This is a genomic window from Effusibacillus dendaii, from assembly GCF_015097055.1.
Classification (GTDB): Bacteria; Bacillota; Bacilli; order Tumebacillales; family Effusibacillaceae; genus Effusibacillus; species Effusibacillus dendaii.
Genome location: NZ_AP023366.1, coordinates 142580 through 164904, shown reverse-complemented (window position 1 = coordinate 164904; position 22325 = coordinate 142580). Strand labels below are relative to the sequence as shown.

Sequence of the window (22325 nt, the reverse complement as noted above, 5' to 3'; positions counted from 1 at the left end):
AAAAATCCTGATTTTTGCGGTTGTTTAACAAACGATTTGCCGCAGTTCTTCCTTTTCCGTATCGGTCAAAATGCGTTCTGCCATCGGAAACAGCACATGTTCTTCTTTCCTGAAATGGTCGAACAGAATCGAGCATGCCTTCAACAGCGGAGCGACCACTTCATCGACTGTCTCTTTTCCAATCGAATTGCCAATCCGGTCGACTGCCGCTTCAAATTCCGCCAGATTCCGTTTCGCCTCGCTGTGTTCATACTCCATCACGGCAATGGGGCCGGTTTCAGTGCCGATATAGCGTCCCATCATCGGGAACAGTCCGTCTTCCTCTTTGGCCGAATGGACTTCCAACTCCTGATGGAACCGTTTCTCCTTATTCACAAGTTCCTGAAATGCGGAACCAAGTTTGGCATCGGCAACTTCCCGTAACTGGTTCGCGTTCTCCTCCATTTGTTCCATCTGCCGACGAAGCGGCGAATGTTCTTCCCACAACTGTTTTAGGGCGGCGCAATAAGACACGGCGGCAGACGCATCGCCGAATTGGCTCAGGCAGCCTGCATGTTCGTTACGGCTCGGTTCAAACATGACGATCACTCCTTTGAATTGGTAACGTTATTGTATTTCCGGAATGAACCCGCGGTTGTTAAATATGTCACAGATGTGTTGACAAAGCTGTGAACAAACGGAAACAAAAAGCTGAGAGTCCAGTTTGATCTCCCAGCTTCCGTTTTGCATCGGTTAGGCTGCCTTGCGCAGATGCGGTTTGCCGCCATCTTGTTGTTCCCTGCCCATGCCCCGTTTGACCAAAAAGCAGGTCAGCGTGAACAGCAGCAACAGATAGAATCCCAGCGCGTATCCATCCGTTGCGTCTTTGACGATCCCCATTACGACGGGCGGAAAGAAACCGCCAATACCGCCCGCCGCGCCAACGATTCCGGTTACGATGCCCGTCGTTTTTGGAAAATACTGCGGCACCAGTTTAAATACGGCACCGTTTCCGATTCCGACCACAACGGCGGCCAACAGACAGACGAGTGTCATTAGCAGCAATTGTCCCAACGCCAGCCCCAGTGTAACAGCCGACAGGGAAACCAGCAGAAAAACGAACGAAAGCACTTTGTTGGCGCCGAATCGGTCCGCCAGATACCCTCCTGCCGGCCGTGCCAATGTGGCCAATACCACGAACACGGCAGCCCGCATGCCGGCATCCACCGGAGTAATTCCAAATACATCCACCAGCAAACTCGGCAGATAAATACTGAACGAAACGAATCCGCCGAATGTGACAAAATAAAACAGGGACAAAATCCAGACCATTGGCTGCTTCATCGTCGCAAACTGTTCCTGCAGCGTTTTTACCGTTTTCGGCCCGACCGGGTCGCGAGTAAACAGGAAGATCGCGGCGGCTGCCAAGGCGCAGGGAATCACCAAACTCCAAAACGCCCAGGAAATCCCATACTGTTTGGCGATAGTCGGCAGTAAAAATCCTGCCACTGCCGTACCAAAGTTCCCCATACCGGTCACGCCAAGCACCAGACCCTGTTTTTCAGGCGGGTACCACTTGGCCACGGAAGAAATACCAATCGCGAAAGAAGTTCCTGCCATCCCGAGCAGGAATGCCCAGGTGATATACGAAACATACGAGTTCGCATAGCCGAGACCAATCGCCGGGGCGATCAGGAACAGCATCAGCAGCGAGTAGACTTTGCGGCCGCCGAACCGATCGGTCAGAATCCCTAGGGGAATCCGCATGATCGACCCCAAAAGCACGGGGATGGCAACCAGTACGCTTTTCTCCGTTGCGGTTAATCCGTACAATTTCTGCAATTGAGCGGCCAACGGTGACAACGCGGCCCATACGGCAAACGCGATCACCATCGACAAGGTGCTAATCCAGATAACTGCCGAAGCACCTTTTTGAACTGCGGTTTCGGAATTAGACATCTGTTCCACCTTCTTCCAAATAATTATTGACACATGGTACACTCGTGCCAATCCCATTATTTTTTCTCGCCAGTCAAGGCAAGGTGATCAAAATCACACTTCACAAACCTGATACAGTACGGACAATTTGTTCAAAAATGGTTCTAACTTAACCCCTCCTCAATTCCGATTTCCCCACATCCGGATTCGTAAACGTTTACAATTCTGTTTTAGTAAGGGGCGGCATCAAAAGGAGTCGGAGAACTCCCTGAACCGATTCGCGGAATTACCCGATTTAAAGTAGAACCCCCCCTTCCAAACAAACAAAAAAACGCTCGATGACGCCAACCGTGACAAACGGCTGCCAATCTTCGAGCGCTTCTTTTCTGTTCCTCTCATTATCGGACGACCCATACACTGCAAGGTGCATGGTGCAGCACTTAAGAAGGAAGATCTTTCGCATCCAAATGCTCTGCCCGAATGGAAGAAGGCGTATAAAAAGTCGCCTCTCCCGCCACTATCATAGAAGGATAAACGAATCGAATCTTGTATTCAGTCTCAGGCAATTCGGCGAACGTTTTTATCCCCCATTCGACCGCTTTATCAGATCCTGTTGAATTGTCAACAGCCACCCGTACACGTTTCAACATTTGACATCTCTCCCATCTTTGAATAAAAAACTCACGGAACCGCCCGTGAGTTTCTTACTGCCCGTTATGATTTAACGAACCACCAAGACGGAACAGGGCGCATTGTGCAGCAATTTGGCGCTGACGCTGCCAAGCAGCACAGAAGCCACCGCGCCGTGTCCTTCACTCCCTACGACAATCACATCAAACTTGCCTTTTCTCGCCTCTTCGCAGATTACGTTCGCCGGATTCCCCACAAGCGTTTCGTGCGTCACGCGCTGCTTGTCAGGAAACTGCTGGAATGCGAGGTAGGAAGGGGTGTCCTCCGGAATCTCCAGCATACTCTCGATGCGAAAATCGGTAGGAATATAGCCGCCTATATCTCCTACAGGAACGAACGGTTCAAAAACATATAAAATGTGAAATTGAGCTGCAGGCAATGCCCTATATGCATCAATTGCCCAATCGACCGCTTTTTGTGCGGGTTCCGATCCGTCAACCGCCAACAATATTTTTCCTAACATAGGAATGCATCTCCCTTTATCTGGATTTGTTATTCTCCTTGCGCCATTCGTGCTTCCTTACACTTTCATTGTAACGGGAGGCGTACAAAAAATAAGTCAGGGAACTCCCTGATCATGAACCGGAATGTTCCCTGAATTTGGCATCTGTTTTCCCTGTCAAAATCATCAAAAATGAAGGATGGGAGAATTGATCCCATCCCTACGGTTCTTAATCAAGTTTTATTTGACCAATTCCTATTTAATTACGCGGATATAAAAGTAAATGTCCTGACCTACCTTCTTTGGCTCGGTCACAAGTTGGTATCCATGTTTAACCGCCTCTTCCGGAACACTTCGGAATGATTGCGGACAATCTGCAATAACTTGTAAAATCTGGCCGGCTTTCATGGTTTTTAGCGCATCCAGCGCATATATGACGGGGTACGGTCAGGGCTCGCCGCGAATATCCAAGGTGTAATCTACATTTTCAATTTCTTGTGACATACCTAAGCCTCCGTTGTACGGTGAGTAAGGTGTTCAGTTTCTTGATTTTTAAGCCCACTTCCATAACGATATCTGGATTCCCACCAATTGGAGAGTAAAAACCAGACAATCAGCATCACAATCGTTCCAAACAGTGCTCCTGCAGGTCCCCACAGTTCAATCAAGTTCACTTTTGGCCAATTTTTAGCAAGCGCGTTAAAAATTCCAAGGTGATCCCACCCGTATGCCAAAAGGGTAGCCCCGACAATATTGCCTACCCCCACAACCCAGAATAACAATTGCCCTTCCATTGCGCGATACATCATGCCGGTTTCACATCCACCGGCAAGCACGATACCGAATCCAAAAAGCAGCCCACCGATTGCGGTACTAGGAGCCGCCACTTTGATGAGAGCGACGGAACCGGTTTGAATATAGAAAAATGTTATCACAACACTGACCATCATACCAACCGCGATAGCTTTGGACATAATCGCACGACCACTTATCCATAAATCGCGGAAAGCGGAAGTGAAGCAAATTTGTCCTCGTTCAATCAGAATACCAAACATAGCTCCCGCTATACTTGCAACAGCCAAAAGATGCTTACCGGCCGCGAAGAAATACACCACGACTCCGATGTAGAGACATGCAATCAGTAAACCTAAAATAGGTTGAATGTTGAAACTCCGTGAATGATCTTCCACAATCGGCTTCGGGGAACCTTTTCTCAAATTGGGTTTTCCAAGCCACCATCGTGTATTTACCACTTTGACACCGAAGAAGGTTCCAATGGCTGTTGTAAGCATGAAAATCCATGAATGAAATGAAAACTGAGGAACACCGGTGAAAAATGCGGCAAGATTACAACCAAGTGCAAGCCGTGCGCCAAATCCGGCTATAATTCCACCAATAAAACCTTGCACAAGGCGGCGTTTCTGTTTCGGGACGCGGATTTTGAAGTTGTTGCTAAGTAAAATCGTAATAAGTGCTCCCAACAACATTCCAATTACAATCCATCCGTCTGTGCGATCAGTTGGAGTGCCTTGCATGCCAATCAGCTTAAAATAGGCCCAATCCGAAACATCGACCCCGAACCACTTTAAAATGTGTCCTCCGAATCTGGTGAATTCCCCGGTAACGGCCCAAACAGTGCCCGTTATGCCAAAATAGAACGCACTAATCAAGCCGGCAATGCTGATCGCAATGTAAGGGTTCCAATATTGTCGAAATATTTTCGAATACAGATTCATTGAATTTTGCCTCTCCCCTTCAAAAAGTATTATAAATATAATAACTTTATTTTATTATATGTAGGATATATTCCACAATCATCATTTTTGGCTTCTTTAAGTCTTTAGCCCAAAAAACCGGTATTCCTAATCTGAACTGTGACCCTCTTACGGGTGACAGTTCAAATCTAAGGATACCGGTTCAGGTTGTCATCAATGTCTTTGTCAGCTATACCCCTTATCGAAGCTTAGGATTGGCCAAGAGCGGAATGCGTTTTCGCAGCCAAGGGATCACGTACCGATCCAGGCCGATTTTTCCGGCATTCAACCCGGCCACCATAATGATGATGGCCATGATCAACATTTGCGGATTGGTGCTGCTGGTACCGGCCAGCAGGAACATCGTGTTCATAAACGCCCCCGCCAAGGCGGCAAACGTAGTCAGACATCCTGTCAACAGTGCGATCCCGACCAGTACTTCCCCCCACGGAACCAGATAGGTGAATACTTTTGTATTCGGAATCACCGCACCGTTCAGGAAATCCATAAACCACCCCTGTACTTCCGGGTGTGCGCCCGTCCCCTTGCTCAAAGCCCCTTTCAGAAAATTGGTCAGCGCCACCCCTGCCTGGTTGCCTGTCCAAGTAGGGTCCGACACTTTTTCCACCCCTGCTGTGAGCCACTCGTATCCGAGCCATAACCTTCCGATCAATAATAGCCAACTTGCCGCCACCGCTTCGCGCAGCCATCTCACCATAATAATCCCTCCTTGCACCATTTGTGCTTCCTTACACTTTCATTGTAAAGGGAGGCATACAAAAAATAAGTCGGGGAACTCCCCGATAATGAACCGGAATGTTCCCCGAATTTGGCCTCTGTTTTCTCTGTCAAAATCTGTTTTCGCCTGCCGTTACTCCAAGCGCAGCAGCGATTGGGGGTTTGGTGTCTTATACACCAGGACGACTGAATCCTGCTCGGCTGACAGGTTATGATCCAGATTTGCCTTTAGCGTAATACTCATCCCAGGCAGCATCCTGTGTGTTTCTTCCGCCCCATCTTCCCTTACGCCAAACTGGATGACGCCCCGTTCCACAAATACGCTGATCTGCACATTGGCACGATGCCAATCCACCCGCTGCCCTTTTTTCAGATTGATCATCACAACCTTCAGAGCAGGCGTGTCGATCAAAGTTTTGAACAAAGCTCCCGTTTCCCGAAATTCGATATTCGGCTGCACGTCGGTTAATAAAATTCCATCTGCCACCCGCTATCACCCTTTCTGTACCGGATACTCTGATCGTAATAAAAACAAAGGCAGAAAGATTTGATATAAATCACACGTCCAATTGATTGTAAGAGTTAAAATCTGCCCGATTTAAAGATCGAGTACAACAACCACAAAAACATTAATGTTGCTACAACAAATCCAATTTCAATAGCCGGTATTTTCCACAGCAAGGTCGTTTGTCTGCCCAATGATGAGCCGATAATCACTCCGACCATGATAATGCTGAAAGCCAATAAAACGATACTGAATGACAATCGATTGCTTATACGATCCAGCTTCGTTAATAACAGATCGATTTTGGGAAGGTCAATTTCCAGGTGTAAACGCCCACTTTTGATCAAAGAGGTCAATTGTTTCATTTGTTGGGGGAATTCAAAGAGAAACTCTCCGTACTCTGAAACATTCTTCCAAACGATTTCAGCGATTGACCTTGGATGGATCCGATCCATCAACAGTTTGCGCCCGAATGGTTGCGCCAGATCGAGGATGCTAAGCTCGGGATCTAAAGTTTCCACGATTCCTTCGATCGTGAGCAACGTTTTCCCTAGTAAAGTCAAGTCTGCCGGAATTCGAATCCGGTGTCGAAAAGCTACAGTAAATAAGTCATTGACTGCTTCCCCAAGACTGACTTGGCTTAACGGAACGCCGTAATATTTATCCTTTAACTGATCCACATCGTTTCTCAGCCTAACCATATTCACATCATCGGGTACGAGTCCCATGCGCAAGATCGCATGGATCACACCGTCCGTACTTTGTCGCATTAAAGCGATTACGAGCGAAGCAAAATGATATTTCATATCGGAAGTGAGGCGTCCCACCATACCAAAATCCAAAAATGCGATTACTTCTCCCGGCAGCACCCATACATTTCCTGGATGAGGATCTCCATGAAAAAACCCTTCCACAAAAATTTGCTGAAAGATGGCGTTTGCTACACGTTCCGCCAATATTCTGGGATTATATTCTTTTTCCTTCAGTTTTTCGATTTCAGTGAGTTTTACTCCCTCCATGTATTCCATTGTCAATACTCTCTTTGTGGAATAGTCCCAATACACTTTTGGCACGTGTATTTTCGGGTTGCCGCTGAACTGCTTGGCAATCTTCTCCGCATTGCGACCTTCTATGGTATAATCGAGTTCGTCGCGAAGGGACTTTGAGAATTCTTCCACCATTTCGCCAACTTGATACCTGGCCGCCCATTCCAAATGGCGCTCGCTCAAAGAAGCCAAATCCTGCAGGATTTCCAGGTCCGTTTGGATAATGGTTGTGATATGCGGGCGTTGAATTTTTACAGCAACTGTTTGGCCCGAACGCAAGACCGCCCGATGGACTTGTCCGATAGAAGCAGCCGCTAATGGAGACTCATCAATCTGTGCAAAAATTTCTTCCAGCGTAGTGCCTAATTCCTCTTCCATAATCTGGCGAACTTCTTCAAAAGGAAAAGTGGGAACCTTATCCTGAAGTTTGGCCAGTTCCTGAATAATATCGTTCGGGATCAGGTCGGGACGTGTGCTTGCGATTTGTCCCAATTTTACAAAGGTAGGTCCCAATTCTTGCAGGACAAGACGTATCCGCTCGCCCATGCTTTTTGTATCTCTTTCATTGGTATTTGTCAGGAATCGGTAAGGGAAGGAAAGTATATTGGCAAAACCGATTTCCTCCACAAAGAATCCGAACCCGTGGCGAACCAATGCGCCTGCAATTTCTCGATAACGATTGATATGGCGCATTCTTTTTCCAAGCATGAATACGTCCCCTTTAATATCCGAAGACCTGAATGAGCGGTCTCCTTCGTTTACTCGTCTCGTTTGTCCGGATTTAGAATTCGTTGCTCCAATCTACGGATATCATCCTTGGTGGCCAGATTCAATTCATCCATAATCTGTTTCATTTGTTCCTTCAGGATGCGTTTCAATTCATTTTTCTCTTCTTCGCCCCGTTGAATCATTTGATTGACCATGTCTTTTGATTCTGCTTGGGTGAGTTCCCCTTTTTTCACCAACTCATCCACAAACTTTTCAACTTGTTCTTTACTTGTAACAGCTAAACCAATGCCGAGCGCCAATCCTTTTCTAATGAAATCCATGTAAAGTTCCCTCCGCTTGTCACATTTTTAATTGTAAAGAAATTACTTCACAAACCCTGTTTTGAATTTCACGTTCAGCCACTTCGATGCAGTCCGGATGCTGGTAATCGCCCCATAACCCAAGCTAGTCCTGCTTTCATGAAAAAGGCTTCTACCGAAGCCTTCTGGCGAAGGATTTTTCGGTAAATTCTCTGAGCTTCGATCTTACTTTTAGTAATGTATGTTCATAGAGGGATGCAGCATTCATTGTGACCGAAAGAATTTTGCGTGCCTTTGGCTTGGCTTGTTTGATTGCTACTTTTTCAAAATGCGCACTTTCGCAGAACCGTCTTCCATCGCTTCCGTCTCATAGGGAAAGCCTCTCTCCTCCAGTTTTGGAAACAGACAAATCGGCATCCGGTCGTTGTGAATCTCCTGCACCTCACCCGCTTCCAGCTGCTCCAGCATAGACAATGTCCTCGCAGGCGATCGTTTCATCCTGCATGACACGATCCGCATCTGCTGGTTTCTTCAGGTTTCGATGCATGCTATCGGCGAAGCGCTCGTTTTGCCTCATCCGACATCTTGGAAGAATCCCATGGCGGAGAATCCGGTGTTTTTGCGATTTCGTCAGATATGCAGCTGTTTTTCCAGTTGATCCATGCGGATCATCAAACGGTGGTCAGCCGTAATATCAAGTATGCCTTCCTTTTTCAGTTGGCTGAGTGTCCGATTCACCGTTTCGCGCGATGTTCCGATCATGTTGGCCAACTCCTGGTTGGTAAACGGGACATCAATTCGCGTCCAATCACCTGCCGGCACCCCGTGCAGGCGAGACAGACGACTCAACAGCAAGACAATCCGTCCAAATGTGTCATGCATCACCATCTCCTGAAGGCGGGCCTGCAATTCGACAATCTTGCTTTCCATCAGCGACATCATTTTGATCCCTAAATCCGGATTGGACTCCAGCAACGCATGAAAACGGGAGACCGGCAGCGCCAGCAGAACGCCTTTTTCAAGCATGACCGAATGGGCCGGATAAATCCCCTGTCTGAAAAATCCGGCGTGCGGAAACATGTCACCCGCCTGCAGCACATTCACAATCTGTTCATGACCCTGTTCATCGTTCCGATAGATTTTTACTTTGCCGCTGAGAATGAAATATACGTGTTCCAGCGGCTCCCCTTGCATGAATATAACCATTCGTTCCATCATCGAGCGGCGGATCAGCAGTTGTTCGATTTTGGCCAAATCCTGTTCATTCATGTCACGAAACAGTTCGATCTGTTTCAATGCATCACGCGATTCGGAATTCATTTTGTATCTGCCGCCTTTCCAACACGGGTACTTGCCTGCCGCAGACACGCTTTACATTGTATACTTGCCAGCAGCGACCGCCCGTTCCGCAATTTTACGCTTGATCGGAATCAAGCCGAGCGGCGAAATGCGCGTCAACTGGTTTACGAATAAAAGTATTTGTTCCAACATGGCCTCGTCACATACAGTCCAGCAGATGGCTGTCGCCCACTGTTGAATGCGCTGCAGCGACTCGCGCGTATACACGCGGACAATATCTGTCTGTGCAGCAGCCGACTCGCGGTTAGCAGCAGCCGATTTTTCCGCACGCAGGAGCCCGCTCTCCGAAGCAAAAATTTCCATGGCAATATTCGCCAGTCTGCCCATGATCTCCTGCCGTTCGTCAATTTTGCCGCCATGTGCTTGCAGCGCAAGTCCAAACATGCAGAGGAACAATCGTTTTGCCGACTCGACCGCCTGCCGTTCTTCCGCAAGCGCCCCCTTAAAGCCGAAATCAAGCCCTGCAAGCGGAGATTGCTGAATCTGCTGCAGCAGATCAAACAGCGGAAGCTCCCCTTTATTTGCCCGGCGCAACAGCGTACCCGGAATCAACAGGCGATTGATCTCATTGCTTCCCTCAAAAATCCGGTTAATGCGCGACGAGCGGTACATGTTCTCAATCGGATATTCTTTCATGTACCCGTAGCCGCCATGGATTTGCAGCGACTCATCCACAACGAAATCGAGCGTTTCCGAGCCGTACACTTTCGCAATCGAACATTCCACGGCGTATCGTTCAACGAATTTTGGATCATACTTGTCGCCGCCATCCAGCAGTCCGCCGATCCGGTAAATCATACTTTCCGCCGCAAAAATCCGCGTCGTCATATCGGCCAATTTTTCCTGAATCAGACCGAAACTGGCCAGTGGACGATTAAATTGATGGCGAACCGATGCGTATGTCGCCGCTGTCTCGAACGCCGCCTTGGCCGAACCGAGCGTGCCGGAACCCACCTTGTAGCGGCCGATATTCAACGCGTTAAACGCCACCAGATGCCCTTTGCCGACTTCCCCCAGCACGTTTTCCACCGGCACGGCGACATCTTCCAGATACAGCATACGCGTCGAAGAACCGGAAATTCCCATTTTCTTTTCTTCCGGTCCGGTCGTAATCCCTGGCGAATTGGCATCCACGATGAAGGCGGTAAATTTTTCGCCGTCCACCTTTGCATACACGATATACACGTCTGCAAAGCCAGCGTTTGTAATCCACTGCTTCTGCCCATTGAGAATGTAATGGCTGCCTGCTTCGTTCAATCTGGCGGTGCTTCTCGCCCCCAGCGCGTCAGATCCGGAACCCGGTTCAGTCAGTGCGTACGCGCCAAGCATTTCGGCTGTCGCCAGCTTTGCTAAATACTTCTTCTTCTGTTCTTCCGTACCGTAAAAAATAAGCGGCCAGGTCGCGATTCCCGTATGGTTTCCATGCGCCACCGACAAGGAACCGGCCCTTGCAAATTCTTCCGAAATCAAAGTCGTGCTGATCGTATCCAATTCAAGCCCACCATACGCTTCCGGAATATGAGCGCCAAGCAGCCCCAGCTCGCCCGCTTCCCGCAGCAGTTTGGCAGACAGTTCGACATCGAGCGATTCAATCCGTTCCGACTCCGGTGCAATTTTGCCCCCGACAAAATCGCGCGTCGTTTTCCGGATCTGTTTCTGTTCCGGCGTAAACTCTTCCGGCGTAAATACCTCGTTGGGATTTGTCACACGAAACAAAAAGCCGTCCGATTGCGAAACCGTTTTCATTGCTATATCCCCCTGCCTGTCTATTTTTCGGTCGGTCGTCTTATAAAAAAGGCTTCTTTCGAAGCATATTTCAAGAAGAATCGGCGTTACTAGAGGAAGCCTTTTTCGACAGCCGAAAGTATAAAAATGGTGATGGAATATCACATTTTTATACTTTCTAAGCTGTTAAATTGAATGGTGCTTCATGTTTGATGATAAATTTTGAGGGGAACCGGGTCAAGTGAATTTCCGTGTAAAAAGCGTGAACTCGATATGAAAAGAGGATTTCTTTCGGTAAAATCGAAAATACTGAAAAATATTATATCGGGGAGGATTCCATGAGCAATTACACGGTGCCCCATTGGGAACGTTCGATTTTAATCACGATTGACACCCAAAACGATTTCACATTGCCGGGCGCGCCTGCCGAAATCAAAGGGACGGCGGAGATCGTGCCCAATATGAAAAAGCTGCTGGATGCCTATCGAAGCCATCACCTGCCGATTCTGCATGTCATACGATTTTACAAGGAAGACGGCTCGAACGCCGATATTTGCCGCCGGGAGAGCATCGAACAAGGAGCCAAAATCGCGGTTCCCGGTTCCACCGGCGCGGAATTGGTAGATCACATTCGTCCTGTTGGCGCGCCGCCTCTGGATGAGAATGCGTTATTCAACGGGGAATTTCAACAGATCGGCGATAGCGAATGGGTCATGTACAAATCCCGCTGGGGTGCGTTTTATCAAACTCGCCTGGGGCAGTTTCTGAGAGACAAAGGGATTGACACGCTTGTGTTTTGCGGCTGCAACTTTCCAAACTGTCCCCGCACATCCATGTACGAAGCGAGTGAACGTGATTTTCGCGTAGTACTGGTGGCGGACGCCATGTCGCAAGTGTATGAAAAGGGCCTTCAGGAAATGGACAATATTGGGGTTTACGTCTGCCATACGGACGATCTGGTGAAGGTGCTGGAATCTAATTCATAAACAGGCCGAACCAAATGACACCCTGCCGCATATGGTAGATTGGGGTCTTCTCCGACGACAGATCAGGGATACAGCTCATGATGTCAAAGGAGGAGACCCGTCGTCTGTGTAACGGGGCATCGTGATTCATGCTTTTACTCGATGCTCCCTTTTTACTCGGTGCTCTCTTTTTGGCCTGCCGACCCGGCCTGCATCTCTTCCAGCCATTTGCGATCCTGCGAGCTCAATTCTGCGCGTTCCAGCAAATCGGGCCGTCTCCGCCACGTTCGGCGCAACGATTCACGGCGGCGCCATTGTTCAATTTTTTCATGGTGGCCGGAGATTAATATATCGGGCACTTTCCAGCCGCGAAACTCATAGGGACGGGTGTACTGCGGGTGTTCCAGCAAACCGTTGCGAAATGAATCGAGCTCGGCGGACGTATCATTGCCAAGCACGCCCGGCAGCAGCCGAACCACCGAGTCCACAATCGCCATTGCGGGTATCTCGCCGCCTGTCAATACATAGTCGCCAATCGAAATTTCGTCTGTGATCAAATATTCCCGGATCCGCTCGTCATACCCTTCATAGTGGCCGCAGATGATGACGAGGTGCTCCTCTTTCGTAAGTTCCAACGCCAATTGCTGCGTATAGGGCGTTCCCTGCGGACAGGTCAGAATGACACGCGGTTTGCCCGGCGCAGAGTCGGAAGATGTCGTTCCGATCAACGACTCCACCGCCGCAAAAATAGGCTCCGGCTTCAACACCATGCCACCGCCGCCGCCATAAGGGGTATCGTCCACCGTGTTATGTTTATTGTTTGCGAACCGGCGAAAATCGGTAACCTCAATCTCCACCGCGCCAGCCGCCCGCGCCCGTCCCACGATACTTTCCGTCAATACGCCGTCAAACATGGCCGGAAACAAGGTCAAAATATCAATTTTCATCAATCGATCAAACCTTCCATCAGGTGGACGAGCACTCGTTTGTTCGCCACGTCCACATCCAATATACAGTCTGGAATCACCGGCAGCAGAATATCCTTCCCTTTCGGCGGCTTCACCACATACACGTCATTCGCCCCCGGCTGCAGAACCTCTTTCAGTTCGCCCAGTTCCTGGCCTTCATCTGTCACAACGCGGCAGCCGATCAGTTGGTAAATGTAATGGCTTCCCTCCGGCAGCGCCACCAATTCTGACTCGGGCACCATCAGTTCGCCGCCTTTATATTTTTCCACGAGGTTAATGGAAGGATGCCCCTCAAACGATAACAGGTAAAACTGCTTGTGCCGTCTTGCCGACTTCACCTGCAACAACACGGGCTCCGCAGAATCAGGATGTGTCAGCCACAGCTTGGACCCTTTGACAAACCTTTTTTCCGGAAAATCGGTATGGCTGATGACCCGCACTTCTCCCCGCAATCCTTGCGTATTTACCAGCGATCCGACTCGGATCATTCGTTCTTGCATATGTACCACGTCCTTCGCACGCAAAAAGAGTCGGAAACCCGAAGATTACCGACCCGATTTTATAAAATGTCTAATGTAATCCGCTTTTCTGATTGCAGTGCAGCGGCCGCAACGACTGTCCGAATCGCCTTGACGATCCGCCCCTGTTTTCCGATGATTTTGCCGGCGTCACCCGGTGCGACAGACAGTTGATAAACAACCGAATGATCGTTTTCGACCTCTGTCACCTTGACTTGCTCCGGGTAATCGACAAGTGCTTTGGCAATGATCTCAAGCAGTTCTTTCATTTGCCAACCCCCTTACGGGATTCACTTATTTCATCTCGTGAACTTTTTGCAGGATGCCAGTCTTGCTGAACAGGTTACGCACAGTATCAGAAGGCTGCGCACCATTTTTCAACCATTGAATGGCTTTGTCTTCGTTGATGTTGATCTGAGCCGGTTGAGTAACCGGGTTATAGGTGCCGATCTCCTCGATAAAACGTCCATCGCGCGGAGAACGGGAATCAGATACGACAACACGGTAGAAAGGAGCCTTTTTGGCGCCTATCCGCTTCAGACGAATTTTTACTGCCATTGTACATTCACCTCCCATCTAAAGTCAACTTAGGTATTATAGCAGTTAAAAAGGCAATTTAAAACCACCTAATCCTTTTTTTCCTTTTTTCTTGTTCATCCGCTTCGCAAGCCCCGGCAGCTGCTTCATCATCCGCTGCATTTCGGCAAACTGGTTCAAAAGCCGGTTGACGTCCTGCACGGTGGTACCGCTGCCTGCCGCGATACGGCGTCGGCGACTGGCGTTCATCACTTTCGGGTCAAGGCGTTCTTTCGGCGTCATCGAGCGGATAATCGCTTCCACGCGGCCAATTTGCTTATCATCAATGTTGACGTTTTTGAGCGCTTTGTTGTTGCCAAGTCCCGGCAGCATACCCAGAATGTCCTGCAGCGGCCCCATTTTTTTGAGCTGTTGCATCTGTTCCAGAAAATCTTCCAGGCTAAACTCACCGCTCATCATTCGTTTGCTGGCTTCCTGCGCTTTTTCCTGATCGATCGTTTCCTGCGCCTTCTCAATCAGGCTCAGGACATCCCCCATGCCGAGAATCCGGGACGCCATTCGGTCTGGATGAAACGGTTCCAATGCATCCAGTTTTTCGCCCATCCCGGCAAACTTGACCGGTGTGCCTGTCACAGCCCGAATCGATAAGGCGGCGCCGCCCCTCGTATCGCCGTCCAGCTTGGTAAGAATCGTACCGGTGATGCCCAACTGCTGATGGAAATTTTCCGCCACATTGACGGCATCCTGACCTGTCATCGCATCCACAACCAGCAAAATTTCTTCCGGCTGTACGGCATCCCGAATCTGTTTCAACTCATCCATCAACGCTTCATCTACATGCAGGCGGCCCGCTGTGTCGATCAATACATAATCAAACCCGTGCATTTTCGCATGTTCGACCGCTTGCTTGGCGATTTCCACCGGGCTGACCTGATCGCCAAGCGAAAATACGGAGGTTTTCACCTGTTCGCCGAGCACTTGCAATTGCTTGATCGCCGCCGGACGGTAAATGTCGCCGGCCACCAACAACGGATATCGGTTTTGCTTTTTCAAAAGATTGGCCAATTTTCCGGTGGTCGTCGTTTTCCCGGCTCCCTGCAGTCCGACCATCATGACGACTGTCGGCGGCTTGGCCGCTTGCGCGATACGGCTTTGCGTACCGCCCATCAACTCAGTCAGTTCATCATTTACGATCTTGATGACCTGCTGGCCGGGAGTCAGGCTTTTCAACACTTCCTGACCGATCGCCCGCTCCCGCACTTTTTCCACAAACTGTTTGACCACTTTAAAATTGACGTCTGCTTCCAGGAGTGCCAGCCGCACTTCCCGCATTGCTTCTTTTACATCGTCTTCCGTCAGCTTTCCTTTACCGCGCAGACGTTGAAACGTTTCCTGCAACCGGCTGGAAAGTCCTTCAAAAATTGCCATGCCGCATTCCCCTCCTTCCTGTTCTGCGAATGATCCATTTGAACGGCGTTCCCTACAGCATTACCCGCTCGTCGCCGGAGAGTTCGTACCCGTATTCACACCTGTTTCCCGATCTGTGTCGTCCCGCAGAAGCTTTTGAATCCGTTGCCACAATTCGTTTCGATCCGTTTCGGTTAGCGGCAGGGTGGCGATGTATGCCATAATATCGGTCGCCTGCCGCAACCGATTTTCGTGCCGCTCCAACAGGTGCAGCTTCGCTTCATACTCTTCCAACTGCGCTTCCGAACGGCGGACATTATCATGCACCGCCTGGCGGGAGACGCTGTATTGTTCGGCAATTTCCGCCAACGACAGATCGTCGTAATAATAGAGCTCCATAAACGTCTGCTGCTTTTCCGTCAGCAAACTTCCGTAAAAATCGTACAACAGGTTCATGCGCGTTGTTTTTTCCAGCATGTTACCACGCCTTTCGCCTGTCAAGCGAATTTCCTTTACAGCACAAAAACGATCATACAAAATTCAGCGTGGATTGTCAAGTCAATCGCTTCGTGCCGGATGCGCTTGCTTCAAGCCGAAAACAGCGCTTCCACAAACGCCTCCGGATCAAACTCTTGCAGGTCGTCCATTTTCTCGCCCAGGCCAACGAATTTTACGGGAATTTGCATTTGCTGGCGTATTGCCACCACAATTCCTCCTTTTGCCGTACCGTCCAATTTGGTGAGCACAAGACCCGTCACACCGGTTGCTTCCCCAAAAATTTTCGCCTGCTGCAACGCATTCTGCCCCGTTGTCGCGTCTAACACCAGCAGCACTTCATGCGGCGCATCCGGAATTTCCCGTTTCACCACCCGGTAAATTTTGTTCAACTCGTCCATCAGGTTGGTTTTGTTATGTAATCGTCCCGCTGTGTCCACAATCAATAGATCCGCTTTTCGAGCTTTTGCCGCCTGTACCCCATCGAACACAACAGCTGCTGGATCGGAGCCCGCCTGATGCTTGATTACATCCACCCCGACGCGCTGTCCCCAAATGTCGAGCTGTTCGATTGCGCCTGCACGAAATGTGTCGCCCGCTGCCAAGATCACTTTTTTGCCTTCCGATTTATATTTATGGGCGAGTTTGCCGATTGTTGTCGTTTTTCCCACGCCGTTTACCCCGACAATGAGGACCACCGTCAAACCGTCCGGATTCATTGTCAGAGCGGACATGTCCGCGCCCATCATTTCAGCCAATTTTTCCTGTAAGACCGGTTTCAGTTCAGCTGCGTCGGTCAGTTTACGCTTTTTCACTTCCACACGCAGTTGCTCGATTAAAATCGTCGCCGTCTGCACGCCAACATCCGCCATAATCAATTGTTCTTCCAGTTCCTCAAAAAACTCCTCATCTATTTTGCGGCGGGTAAAAACGGCTTCCACTTTGTCCATAAACGAGTCGCGCGTTTTGCTCAAACCTTCTTTAAACTTACTGAAAAAACCCACGTTGCTACCTCCTGACTCTTGCCCGGGAATATAACGAACGGACCTTTAAAACAGGTCCGCATCACGATGTTTTCGCCCCTTATTATATCTTACAAAAAAATAAAAAAACAGGCATGGGCATCTAAATCGCACCATGCCTGTTTTTCACTTTTACCGGCACACCGCAAACAGCCGTAAGACTACGAAGCGCTCGGAACCTCATCCTGCTCCAGCAATTTTACAGACATCAATTTAGACACGCCTGATTCTTCCATCGTTACACCGTACAGCACATCCGCATTTTCCATTGTGCCTTTCCGGTGTGTGATGCAGATGAACTGCGTCTGTGCAGCAAACTCACGCAGGTACTCGGCAAATCGGAAGACGTTCGCTTCGTCAAGCGCCGCTTCCACTTCATCCAATACACAAAAAGGCACCGGTTTTACGTGCAGGATCGCGAACAACAGCGCCATCGCGGTCAATGCCCGTTCCCCGCCGGACAACAGACCCAGATTTTGCAGCTTCTTGCCGGGTGGTTGCGCCATAATGTCGATTCCGGTCGTTAACGGACTTTGCGGATCGACCAGCACCAAATCCGCCCGTCCGCCCCCAAACAATCGGCTGAATACCGTTTGGAACTGTTCCCGGATGGCCGTAAAGGTCTCTTGGAAGCGTCTCCCCATCTCCTCATCGATCTCTGCAATCACCTGCTGCAGTTTTTCCTTGGAGGTCAACAGATCGTCCCGTTGCTCTGACAAAAACCCCAACCGCTCCTGCATACGTGCGTATTCCTCAATCGCCCCAAGATTCACGGTACCCAGCGATTCGATTTTCCGCCGCAGTTCGGCCGCCTCCCGTTTCGCCAACGATGGGTCTTCCGGAACGGGATAGCGCTCTTTCGCCAATTCAAAGGAAATTCGATATTCTTCCGCCAGTTTGCTGAGAGCGTTGTTCAACTCTACATCCAGGCGGTTCAGCTTTACTTCGACCTCATGCAACTGATTTTCCAGATTTTTTTGGGTAAGCCGGGCTTCCCTTACTTTATGTTCCTCATCCGCCATCCGTTTCTGCAAATCCTGTTTGCGGACCAATTCTTCATCCAACGCTTTTTGCGCCGCTTCTTTTCTTTGTTCAAGCAGGGAAAGCTGTTGGCAAGCCGCATTCCATTCCGATTCCGTTTGCTCGATCCGCTCTGTCAGCGAGGCCGCTTCCTGCTCTTTGTCAGACATTTCCTGTACAGTGAGCGCCAGTTCCTTCTCCAAACGGGACACATTAGCCCGCACAGCAGTAAACTCCTGTTCGAGACCTGCCAACTGTACCTTCAGTTCGGTGACTTCCTCTGACACGTCTTCCCGTGCCGTTTGCTGTTGTTTGAGCACCTGCTGCAGTTCGTCCACCCGTCCAGACATTTGCTCGACCTCAACCGCCAGTGTCTCCAATTCCGCTTGAATCATTTCCTGCTTCCGTTCCAAATCGGACGCTTCCTTTTGATATTGCTCCATTTCAAGCAGCACCAATTGAAGCCGTTCGTTGACCGACTGTATTTGCACATCCAGTTCACGTACCTGTGCTTCGGTAGACTGCAGCTGCTCGCGCTGGGCCTGTAACTGTTCCGCAACCGATTCCTGCTCTTGCAGAGCCTGCCGTTCGCGATCGGCAAATTCTGCAAGCTTGTTTTGCAGCACCGCAATCCGGTCGGACAATCGTTTGATTTTTCCGGCCATCTCCTCGATTTCCCGCTGTCTCCCCAAGAGACTGGTGCCTTTTTTCTGCTGACTGCCGCCCGTCATCGAACCGCCCGGATTCACCACATCGCCGTCAAGCGTCACAATCCGGGTCCGATACTGCAAAATCCGCGCCAACTGGTTCGCGTCCTGGATCGTTTTGGCAATCACCACTTGTCCTAACAAATATTCGGCGATCGACCGAAACCGGTCATCAAACCGGATCATCTCAGCCGCGATTCCCACATACCCCGGGTGATTTTCGATCGCGTTCCGTTCGCCTCTTGGCAAAATCCGGCTTTTCATCACATCCAGCGGCATAAACGTAGCCCGTCCACCGCCGCTTGATTTCAAAAACAGGATCGCATCCCGGCCCGCCTTTTCCGTCTCCACCACAATATTCTGCAGCGCGCCGCCAAGCGCTGTCTCTATCGCCGTTTCGTACTCGGTGGGAACCTTCAGCAATTCGGCAACAGCGCCGTGAACCCCCTGCAAACGGCCTTTACCTGCTGCTTGCAGCACGGTTCGAACACCATGCGAAAATCCGTCGTATTCCTGCCGCATGTCATTCAGCAGGTCATGCCGGGAGCGGGAAGCAGCGTGTTCTGTCTGAAGCTGCCGCAATTCGTTCATCAGACGTTCCTTTTGTTCCGTCTGTCGGTTCGACGATAGGCGAATTTCCTCCGCCCGCTGCACCAGCTGCTGTTCCTGGTTTCGCTGGTCACCAAGCGTCGAGCGGCCCGACTCGATCGATTGCTGAAGCGATTCAAGCCGTTGCCTCAGTTCCGTTTCGTCCGCCTGCAGTTTCTCCATCCGTCGCTGCAGATTGGAAAGGCTTGTGTCAATATTTTTCTGCTCGTTTCGCTTGCCGGCCGTTTCATTTAATTTTTCGATCAGATCGCCTTTGATCCGTTCAATTTCCGCTTCCAATTCGGTGCGATCCGCGAACCCTTCGGCACTGGCCAGTTTTTCATCAAGCAAACACTTGCTGGCATCGCGCTTTTCCCCGATACTCGTTAACTTATCGCGTTCCGCCGCCAACAGACCTTCCTTTTCTGCCTGTTCGTTCACCAGTTTCGTCCGCTCGGCTTGTAAATCCTGATGAGCAGCCGTTAAATTGCGCAACCGTTCCTGCAAGACTTCGCGGCGCCCTTCCGCTTTCTCATACTCGGCGACCACTTCGACATGCTTTTTGTTGCTTTCTTCCATCATCTTGTCCAGCTGTTCGGCCTGCCAGCGAAACTGCTCATATTGGGACTCGACCGTCGAGACATGCGCCGATTGTTTGGTCTGCTCGTCCTGCAGTTTGTCCGCCTGCTGTTTTTGCTGATTCCATCGGTCATTTAGCTGTTCAATGTCATACACATACAGAGCGATTTCCTTTTTTTCCAAATCGGCTTTATGCTGCTTGTACAACTTCGCTTTTTCCGACTGTTCAAACATCGGTCCGATCTGATTTTCCAGTTCGCTGATAATGTCACTGATGCGGAGCAAATTGTTGGACGTCTCGTCCAGCTTTTTTTCCGCTTCCCGTTTTCTCGCTTTATATTTGACGATCCCGGCCGCTTCTTCAAATATGCCGCGGCGGTCTTCCGCTTTATTCGATAAAATCTCATCAATCCGGCCCTGTCCGATAATCGAATAGGCCTCTTTTCCGAGACCGGTGTCCATGAACAATTCCACAATGTCTTTCAGACGGCAGGCCTGTTTATTGATAAAATATTCGCCTTCGCCTGACCGGTAGACCCGCCGCGCAACGGTCACTTCTGAAAATTCCAAAGGGAGCGCCTGGTCCTGGTTATCCAGAGTAAGCGACACTTCACAATAATTGACCGCTTTGCGGCTGTCGCTGCCGGCAAAAATGACATCTTCCATTTTGCCGCCGCGCAGGCTTTTCGCACTCTGTTCTCCCAACACCCAACGAATGGCGTCAGAAATATTGCTTTTTCCTGATCCGTTTGGCCCTACGACTGCCGTCACTCCGGGAACAAACTCCAATTCAGTTCGATCGGCAAACGACTTAAAGCCAATCAGTTCCATTCGTTTTAAAAACAACGAACTCCCCTCCATAGCGAGACCTGGCAATTTATTGCCATGGCGAGACTTGTGCCCTTTGGGTACATAGCACGACTTGGCACCTATGGTGCCTAAGCGTGACTTGTGCCCTTCGGGTACTTGTGTCCACAAAAGCATATCCGATTGCACAGGATTTCGGAACCGTCTATAGTCCTATCCAAACTGCTTACGCCTTTCCGATAGGGAATGTAATTCGGAACACTGTCCCTTTGCCTAATTCGCTTTCCACCCGGATATTTCCTTTATGCGCCTCCACGATCCACTTGGCAATCGAGAGACCCAATCCGTTGCCCCCTTCGCTGCGGGTACGCACTTTATCTCCCCGATAAAAACGGTCGAATATAAAAGGCAAATCCTGTTTGGCAATACCGATCCCCGTATCCTGCACAACAATTTCTGCCTCATGCGGATAGCGTTTGCAAGAAATGTTGATTTTCCCGCCAGCAGGCGTATATTTAATGGCGTTGTCGAGCAAGACCACAAGCAGTTGGCGGATACGCTCCTCATCGCCCAAAATCTCAATTTGATGCTCATTTTCGATGATAATATCAATCTGTTTCAGCTCCGCCAGTTGATGGAACGGTTCTGTCACATCGTCAACCGTATGGTTTAGCAGGAAAGGTTTTTTGTCAATCTGCAGTTGATTGGAATCGGTACGGGCCAGCGTCAACAGGTCGGAAACCAGTTTACTGATCCGTTTCGCCTCTTTTAAAATGACGGAAATGTGACGGCTTTCTTCTTGAATCGTACGGTCCGGATGGCGCAGCAGCAGTTCCGCATGCGTTTGCATGACCGCCAGAGGCGTCCGCAGCTCATGCGATGCGTCCGCCACGAACTGCTGCTGCTTTTCCCACGAAATCCGAATCGGTACGAGAGCCCGGCCCGCCAAAAAAAGGCCGATTAGAATCGTGATCGCCCCTCCAATGACTCCGCAAATCACGGTCACACCCAGCAGATTGTCCAACATATCCTGCTCCGGATCAATGCTGCGCACCAGTTCCACGACAGATGTGGCCGAATAGGTGACAATTCCAAGTCTGGTCAGTTGACTTGCCTGGATTTCCACAGGCACCGTCATGACACGATAGCTGTGGTTATCCAGTTCGATCGATTTGAAGCTGCTTTGTGTATACGAGTTCGGTTGAAAAACCTGCACGTCTTTGTCATAGACCGATTGATCCGGAAACTGACCGATCAAATTTCCTTTCGCATCCCACAGAAGATACACAATTCTGCGGTCGACCGCCCTTTCATTCGGGTTAATGCGCACGGCGTTCCGGTCCTGCTGCAGGCGAATACGGTTAGCGGCCGTCAATAACGACTGGTCAACTTCCGACAGCATCCGGTGCTGTGTATAAAAATAAAGGAAAGACCCTAACAAGGCCAATACGCAAAGAAAAACGGTTGTATTCAGAATCACGAGACGAATGCGGACGGTCTGAAACATA

23 protein-coding genes are annotated in these 22325 nt (G+C 49.8%); 1 reads left to right on the top strand and 22 read right to left on the bottom strand.

Going from position 1 to position 22325, the window contains the following annotated elements; translation table 11 throughout:
• Positions 1–24: 24 nt before the first annotated feature.
• The 13 genes from skT53_RS00830 to skT53_RS00770 all read right to left on the bottom strand — a co-directional run bounded on the left by skT53_RS00830 (position 25) and on the right by skT53_RS00770 (position 11225).
• On the bottom strand, positions 25–579 hold the full coding sequence (locus skT53_RS00830; RefSeq protein ID WP_200759335.1) for a hemerythrin domain-containing protein: 555 nt from the start codon (positions 577–579) through the stop codon (positions 25–27).
• A gap of 153 nt (positions 580–732) precedes the next feature.
• Complete coding sequence (locus skT53_RS00825) at positions 733–1938, bottom strand: MFS transporter (protein ID WP_200759334.1); 1206 nt, start codon at positions 1936–1938, stop codon at positions 733–735.
• A gap of 419 nt (positions 1939–2357) precedes the next feature.
• Entirely contained in the window at positions 2358–2567 is a 210-nt protein-coding gene (locus tag skT53_RS00820) for a hypothetical protein (RefSeq protein ID WP_200759333.1), read from the bottom strand.
• Positions 2568–2638: 71 nt separating this feature from the next.
• Positions 2639–3070: a universal stress protein gene (locus skT53_RS00815; RefSeq protein ID WP_200759332.1), complete on the bottom strand. Its 432-nt coding sequence runs from the start codon at positions 3068–3070 to the stop codon at positions 2639–2641.
• Positions 3071–3304: 234 nt separating this feature from the next.
• The gene (locus tag skT53_RS00810) at positions 3305–3484 is read right to left on the bottom strand and encodes a sulfurtransferase TusA family protein (RefSeq protein WP_226375476.1); all 180 of its coding nucleotides are present in this window, start codon (positions 3482–3484) and stop codon (positions 3305–3307) included.
• 71 nt (positions 3485–3555) lie between these two features.
• Positions 3556–4785 carry a selenium metabolism membrane protein YedE/FdhT gene (gene yedE, locus skT53_RS00805; protein ID WP_200759331.1) on the bottom strand — a complete coding sequence of 410 codons (1230 nt, stop codon included), beginning with the start codon at positions 4783–4785 and terminating at the stop codon, positions 3556–3558.
• 217 nt (positions 4786–5002) lie between these two features.
• Positions 5003–5524 (bottom strand): DoxX family protein, encoded by a 522-nt coding sequence (locus skT53_RS00800; protein WP_200760814.1) that lies wholly within the window; start codon positions 5522–5524, stop codon positions 5003–5005.
• A gap of 150 nt (positions 5525–5674) precedes the next feature.
• Positions 5675–6028 carry a cupin domain-containing protein gene (locus skT53_RS00795; protein ID WP_200759330.1) on the bottom strand — a complete coding sequence of 118 codons (354 nt, stop codon included), beginning with the start codon at positions 6026–6028 and terminating at the stop codon, positions 5675–5677.
• Positions 6029–6123: 95 nt separating this feature from the next.
• Complete coding sequence (locus tag skT53_RS00790) at positions 6124–7800, bottom strand: ABC1 kinase family protein (protein ID WP_200759329.1); 1677 nt, start codon at positions 7798–7800, stop codon at positions 6124–6126.
• A gap of 50 nt (positions 7801–7850) precedes the next feature.
• Positions 7851–8141, bottom strand: a complete 291-nt coding sequence (locus skT53_RS00785) for a phasin family protein (protein WP_200759328.1) — start codon at positions 8139–8141, stop codon at positions 7851–7853.
• A gap of 294 nt (positions 8142–8435) precedes the next feature.
• On the bottom strand, positions 8436–8618 hold the full coding sequence (locus skT53_RS00780) for a DUF2249 domain-containing protein (protein ID WP_264175988.1): 183 nt from the start codon (positions 8616–8618) through the stop codon (positions 8436–8438).
• 132 nt (positions 8619–8750) lie between these two features.
• Positions 8751–9440: a Crp/Fnr family transcriptional regulator gene (locus skT53_RS00775; RefSeq protein ID WP_200759326.1), complete on the bottom strand. Its 690-nt coding sequence runs from the start codon at positions 9438–9440 to the stop codon at positions 8751–8753.
• A 51-nt stretch (positions 9441–9491) separates the two neighbouring features.
• Entirely contained in the window at positions 9492–11225 is a 1734-nt protein-coding gene (locus tag skT53_RS00770; RefSeq protein WP_200759325.1) for an acyl-CoA dehydrogenase family protein, read from the bottom strand.
• A gap of 317 nt (positions 11226–11542) precedes the next feature.
• Here skT53_RS00770 and skT53_RS00765 point away from each other — a divergent pair, with 317 nt between their 5' ends.
• Entirely contained in the window at positions 11543–12190 is a 648-nt protein-coding gene (locus tag skT53_RS00765; protein WP_200759324.1) for a cysteine hydrolase family protein, read from the top strand.
• 152 nt (positions 12191–12342) lie between these two features.
• Here skT53_RS00765 and trmD read toward each other — a convergent pair whose 3' ends face one another.
• The 9 genes from trmD to skT53_RS00720 all read right to left on the bottom strand — a co-directional run bounded on the left by trmD (position 12343) and on the right by skT53_RS00720 (position 22324).
• Complete coding sequence (gene trmD / locus skT53_RS00760; RefSeq protein ID WP_200760813.1) at positions 12343–13116, bottom strand: tRNA (guanosine(37)-N1)-methyltransferase TrmD; 774 nt, start codon at positions 13114–13116, stop codon at positions 12343–12345.
• Positions 13116–13637: a ribosome maturation factor RimM gene (rimM, locus tag skT53_RS00755; RefSeq protein ID WP_200759323.1), complete on the bottom strand. Its 522-nt coding sequence runs from the start codon at positions 13635–13637 to the stop codon at positions 13116–13118. Before rimM ends, trmD begins: the two co-directional genes overlap by 1 nt.
• A gap of 59 nt (positions 13638–13696) precedes the next feature.
• Positions 13697–13924 carry a KH domain-containing protein gene (locus skT53_RS00750; protein ID WP_200759322.1) on the bottom strand — a complete coding sequence of 76 codons (228 nt, stop codon included), beginning with the start codon at positions 13922–13924 and terminating at the stop codon, positions 13697–13699.
• A gap of 25 nt (positions 13925–13949) precedes the next feature.
• Positions 13950–14213 (bottom strand): 30S ribosomal protein S16, encoded by a 264-nt coding sequence (rpsP, locus tag skT53_RS00745; protein WP_200759321.1) that lies wholly within the window; start codon positions 14211–14213, stop codon positions 13950–13952.
• A 45-nt stretch (positions 14214–14258) separates the two neighbouring features.
• On the bottom strand, positions 14259–15620 hold the full coding sequence (gene ffh / locus skT53_RS00740; protein ID WP_200759320.1) for a signal recognition particle protein: 1362 nt from the start codon (positions 15618–15620) through the stop codon (positions 14259–14261).
• A gap of 60 nt (positions 15621–15680) precedes the next feature.
• Positions 15681–16055, bottom strand: coding sequence for a YlxM family DNA-binding protein (gene ylxM, locus skT53_RS00735; protein ID WP_404828946.1), 375 nt, complete (start codon positions 16053–16055; stop codon positions 15681–15683).
• 131 nt (positions 16056–16186) lie between these two features.
• The gene (ftsY, locus tag skT53_RS00730) at positions 16187–17044 is read right to left on the bottom strand and encodes a signal recognition particle-docking protein FtsY (RefSeq protein ID WP_226375475.1); all 858 of its coding nucleotides are present in this window, start codon (positions 17042–17044) and stop codon (positions 16187–16189) included.
• Between the two features lie 233 nt (positions 17045–17277).
• Entirely contained in the window at positions 17278–20856 is a 3579-nt protein-coding gene (smc, locus tag skT53_RS00725; protein ID WP_200759317.1) for a chromosome segregation protein SMC, read from the bottom strand.
• A 187-nt stretch (positions 20857–21043) separates the two neighbouring features.
• A complete protein-coding gene (locus skT53_RS00720) occupies positions 21044–22324 on the bottom strand; it encodes a sensor histidine kinase (protein ID WP_200759316.1) in 1281 nt (426 codons plus the stop codon).
• Position 22325: the final 1 nt, after the last annotated feature.

Bases quoted from the DNA above. Each gene is read 5' to 3' on its own strand.
- skT53_RS00830 (WP_200759335.1), bottom strand. From the start codon at position 579: ATGTTTGAACCGAGCCGTAACGAACATGCAGGCTGCCTGAGCCAATTC.
- skT53_RS00825 (WP_200759334.1), bottom strand. From the start codon at position 1,938: ATGTCTAATTCCGAAACCGCAGTTCAAAAAGGTGCTTCGGCAGTTATC.
- skT53_RS00820 (WP_200759333.1), bottom strand. From the start codon at position 2,567: ATGTTGAAACGTGTACGGGTGGCTGTTGACAATTCAACAGGATCTGAT.
- skT53_RS00815 (WP_200759332.1), bottom strand. From the start codon at position 3,070: ATGTTAGGAAAAATATTGTTGGCGGTTGACGGATCGGAACCCGCACAA.
- yedE (WP_200759331.1), bottom strand. From the start codon at position 4,785: ATGAATCTGTATTCGAAAATATTTCGACAATATTGGAACCCTTACATT.
- skT53_RS00790 (WP_200759329.1), bottom strand. From the start codon at position 7,800: ATGCTTGGAAAAAGAATGCGCCATATCAATCGTTATCGAGAAATTGCA.
- skT53_RS00785 (WP_200759328.1), bottom strand. From the start codon at position 8,141: ATGGATTTCATTAGAAAAGGATTGGCGCTCGGCATTGGTTTAGCTGTT.
- skT53_RS00780 (WP_264175988.1), bottom strand. From the start codon at position 8,618: ATGAAACGATCGCCTGCGAGGACATTGTCTATGCTGGAGCAGCTGGAA.
- skT53_RS00775 (WP_200759326.1), bottom strand. From the start codon at position 9,440: ATGAATTCCGAATCGCGTGATGCATTGAAACAGATCGAACTGTTTCGT.
- skT53_RS00770 (WP_200759325.1), bottom strand. From the start codon at position 11,225: ATGAAAACGGTTTCGCAATCGGACGGCTTTTTGTTTCGTGTGACAAAT.
- skT53_RS00765 (WP_200759324.1), top strand. From the start codon at position 11,543: ATGAGCAATTACACGGTGCCCCATTGGGAACGTTCGATTTTAATCACG.
- trmD (WP_200760813.1), bottom strand. From the start codon at position 13,116: ATGAAAATTGATATTTTGACCTTGTTTCCGGCCATGTTTGACGGCGTA.
- rimM (WP_200759323.1), bottom strand. From the start codon at position 13,637: ATGCAAGAACGAATGATCCGAGTCGGATCGCTGGTAAATACGCAAGGA.
- skT53_RS00750 (WP_200759322.1), bottom strand. From the start codon at position 13,924: ATGAAAGAACTGCTTGAGATCATTGCCAAAGCACTTGTCGATTACCCG.
- rpsP (WP_200759321.1), bottom strand. From the start codon at position 14,213: ATGGCAGTAAAAATTCGTCTGAAGCGGATAGGCGCCAAAAAGGCTCCT.
- ffh (WP_200759320.1), bottom strand. From the start codon at position 15,620: ATGGCAATTTTTGAAGGACTTTCCAGCCGGTTGCAGGAAACGTTTCAA.
- ylxM (WP_404828946.1), bottom strand. From the start codon at position 16,055: ATGAACCTGTTGTACGATTTTTACGGAAGTTTGCTGACGGAAAAGCAG.
- ftsY (WP_226375475.1), bottom strand. From the start codon at position 17,044: ATGGACAAAGTGGAAGCCGTTTTTACCCGCCGCAAAATAGATGAGGAG.
- skT53_RS00720 (WP_200759316.1), bottom strand. From the start codon at position 22,324: ATGTTTCAGACCGTCCGCATTCGTCTCGTGATTCTGAATACAACCGTT.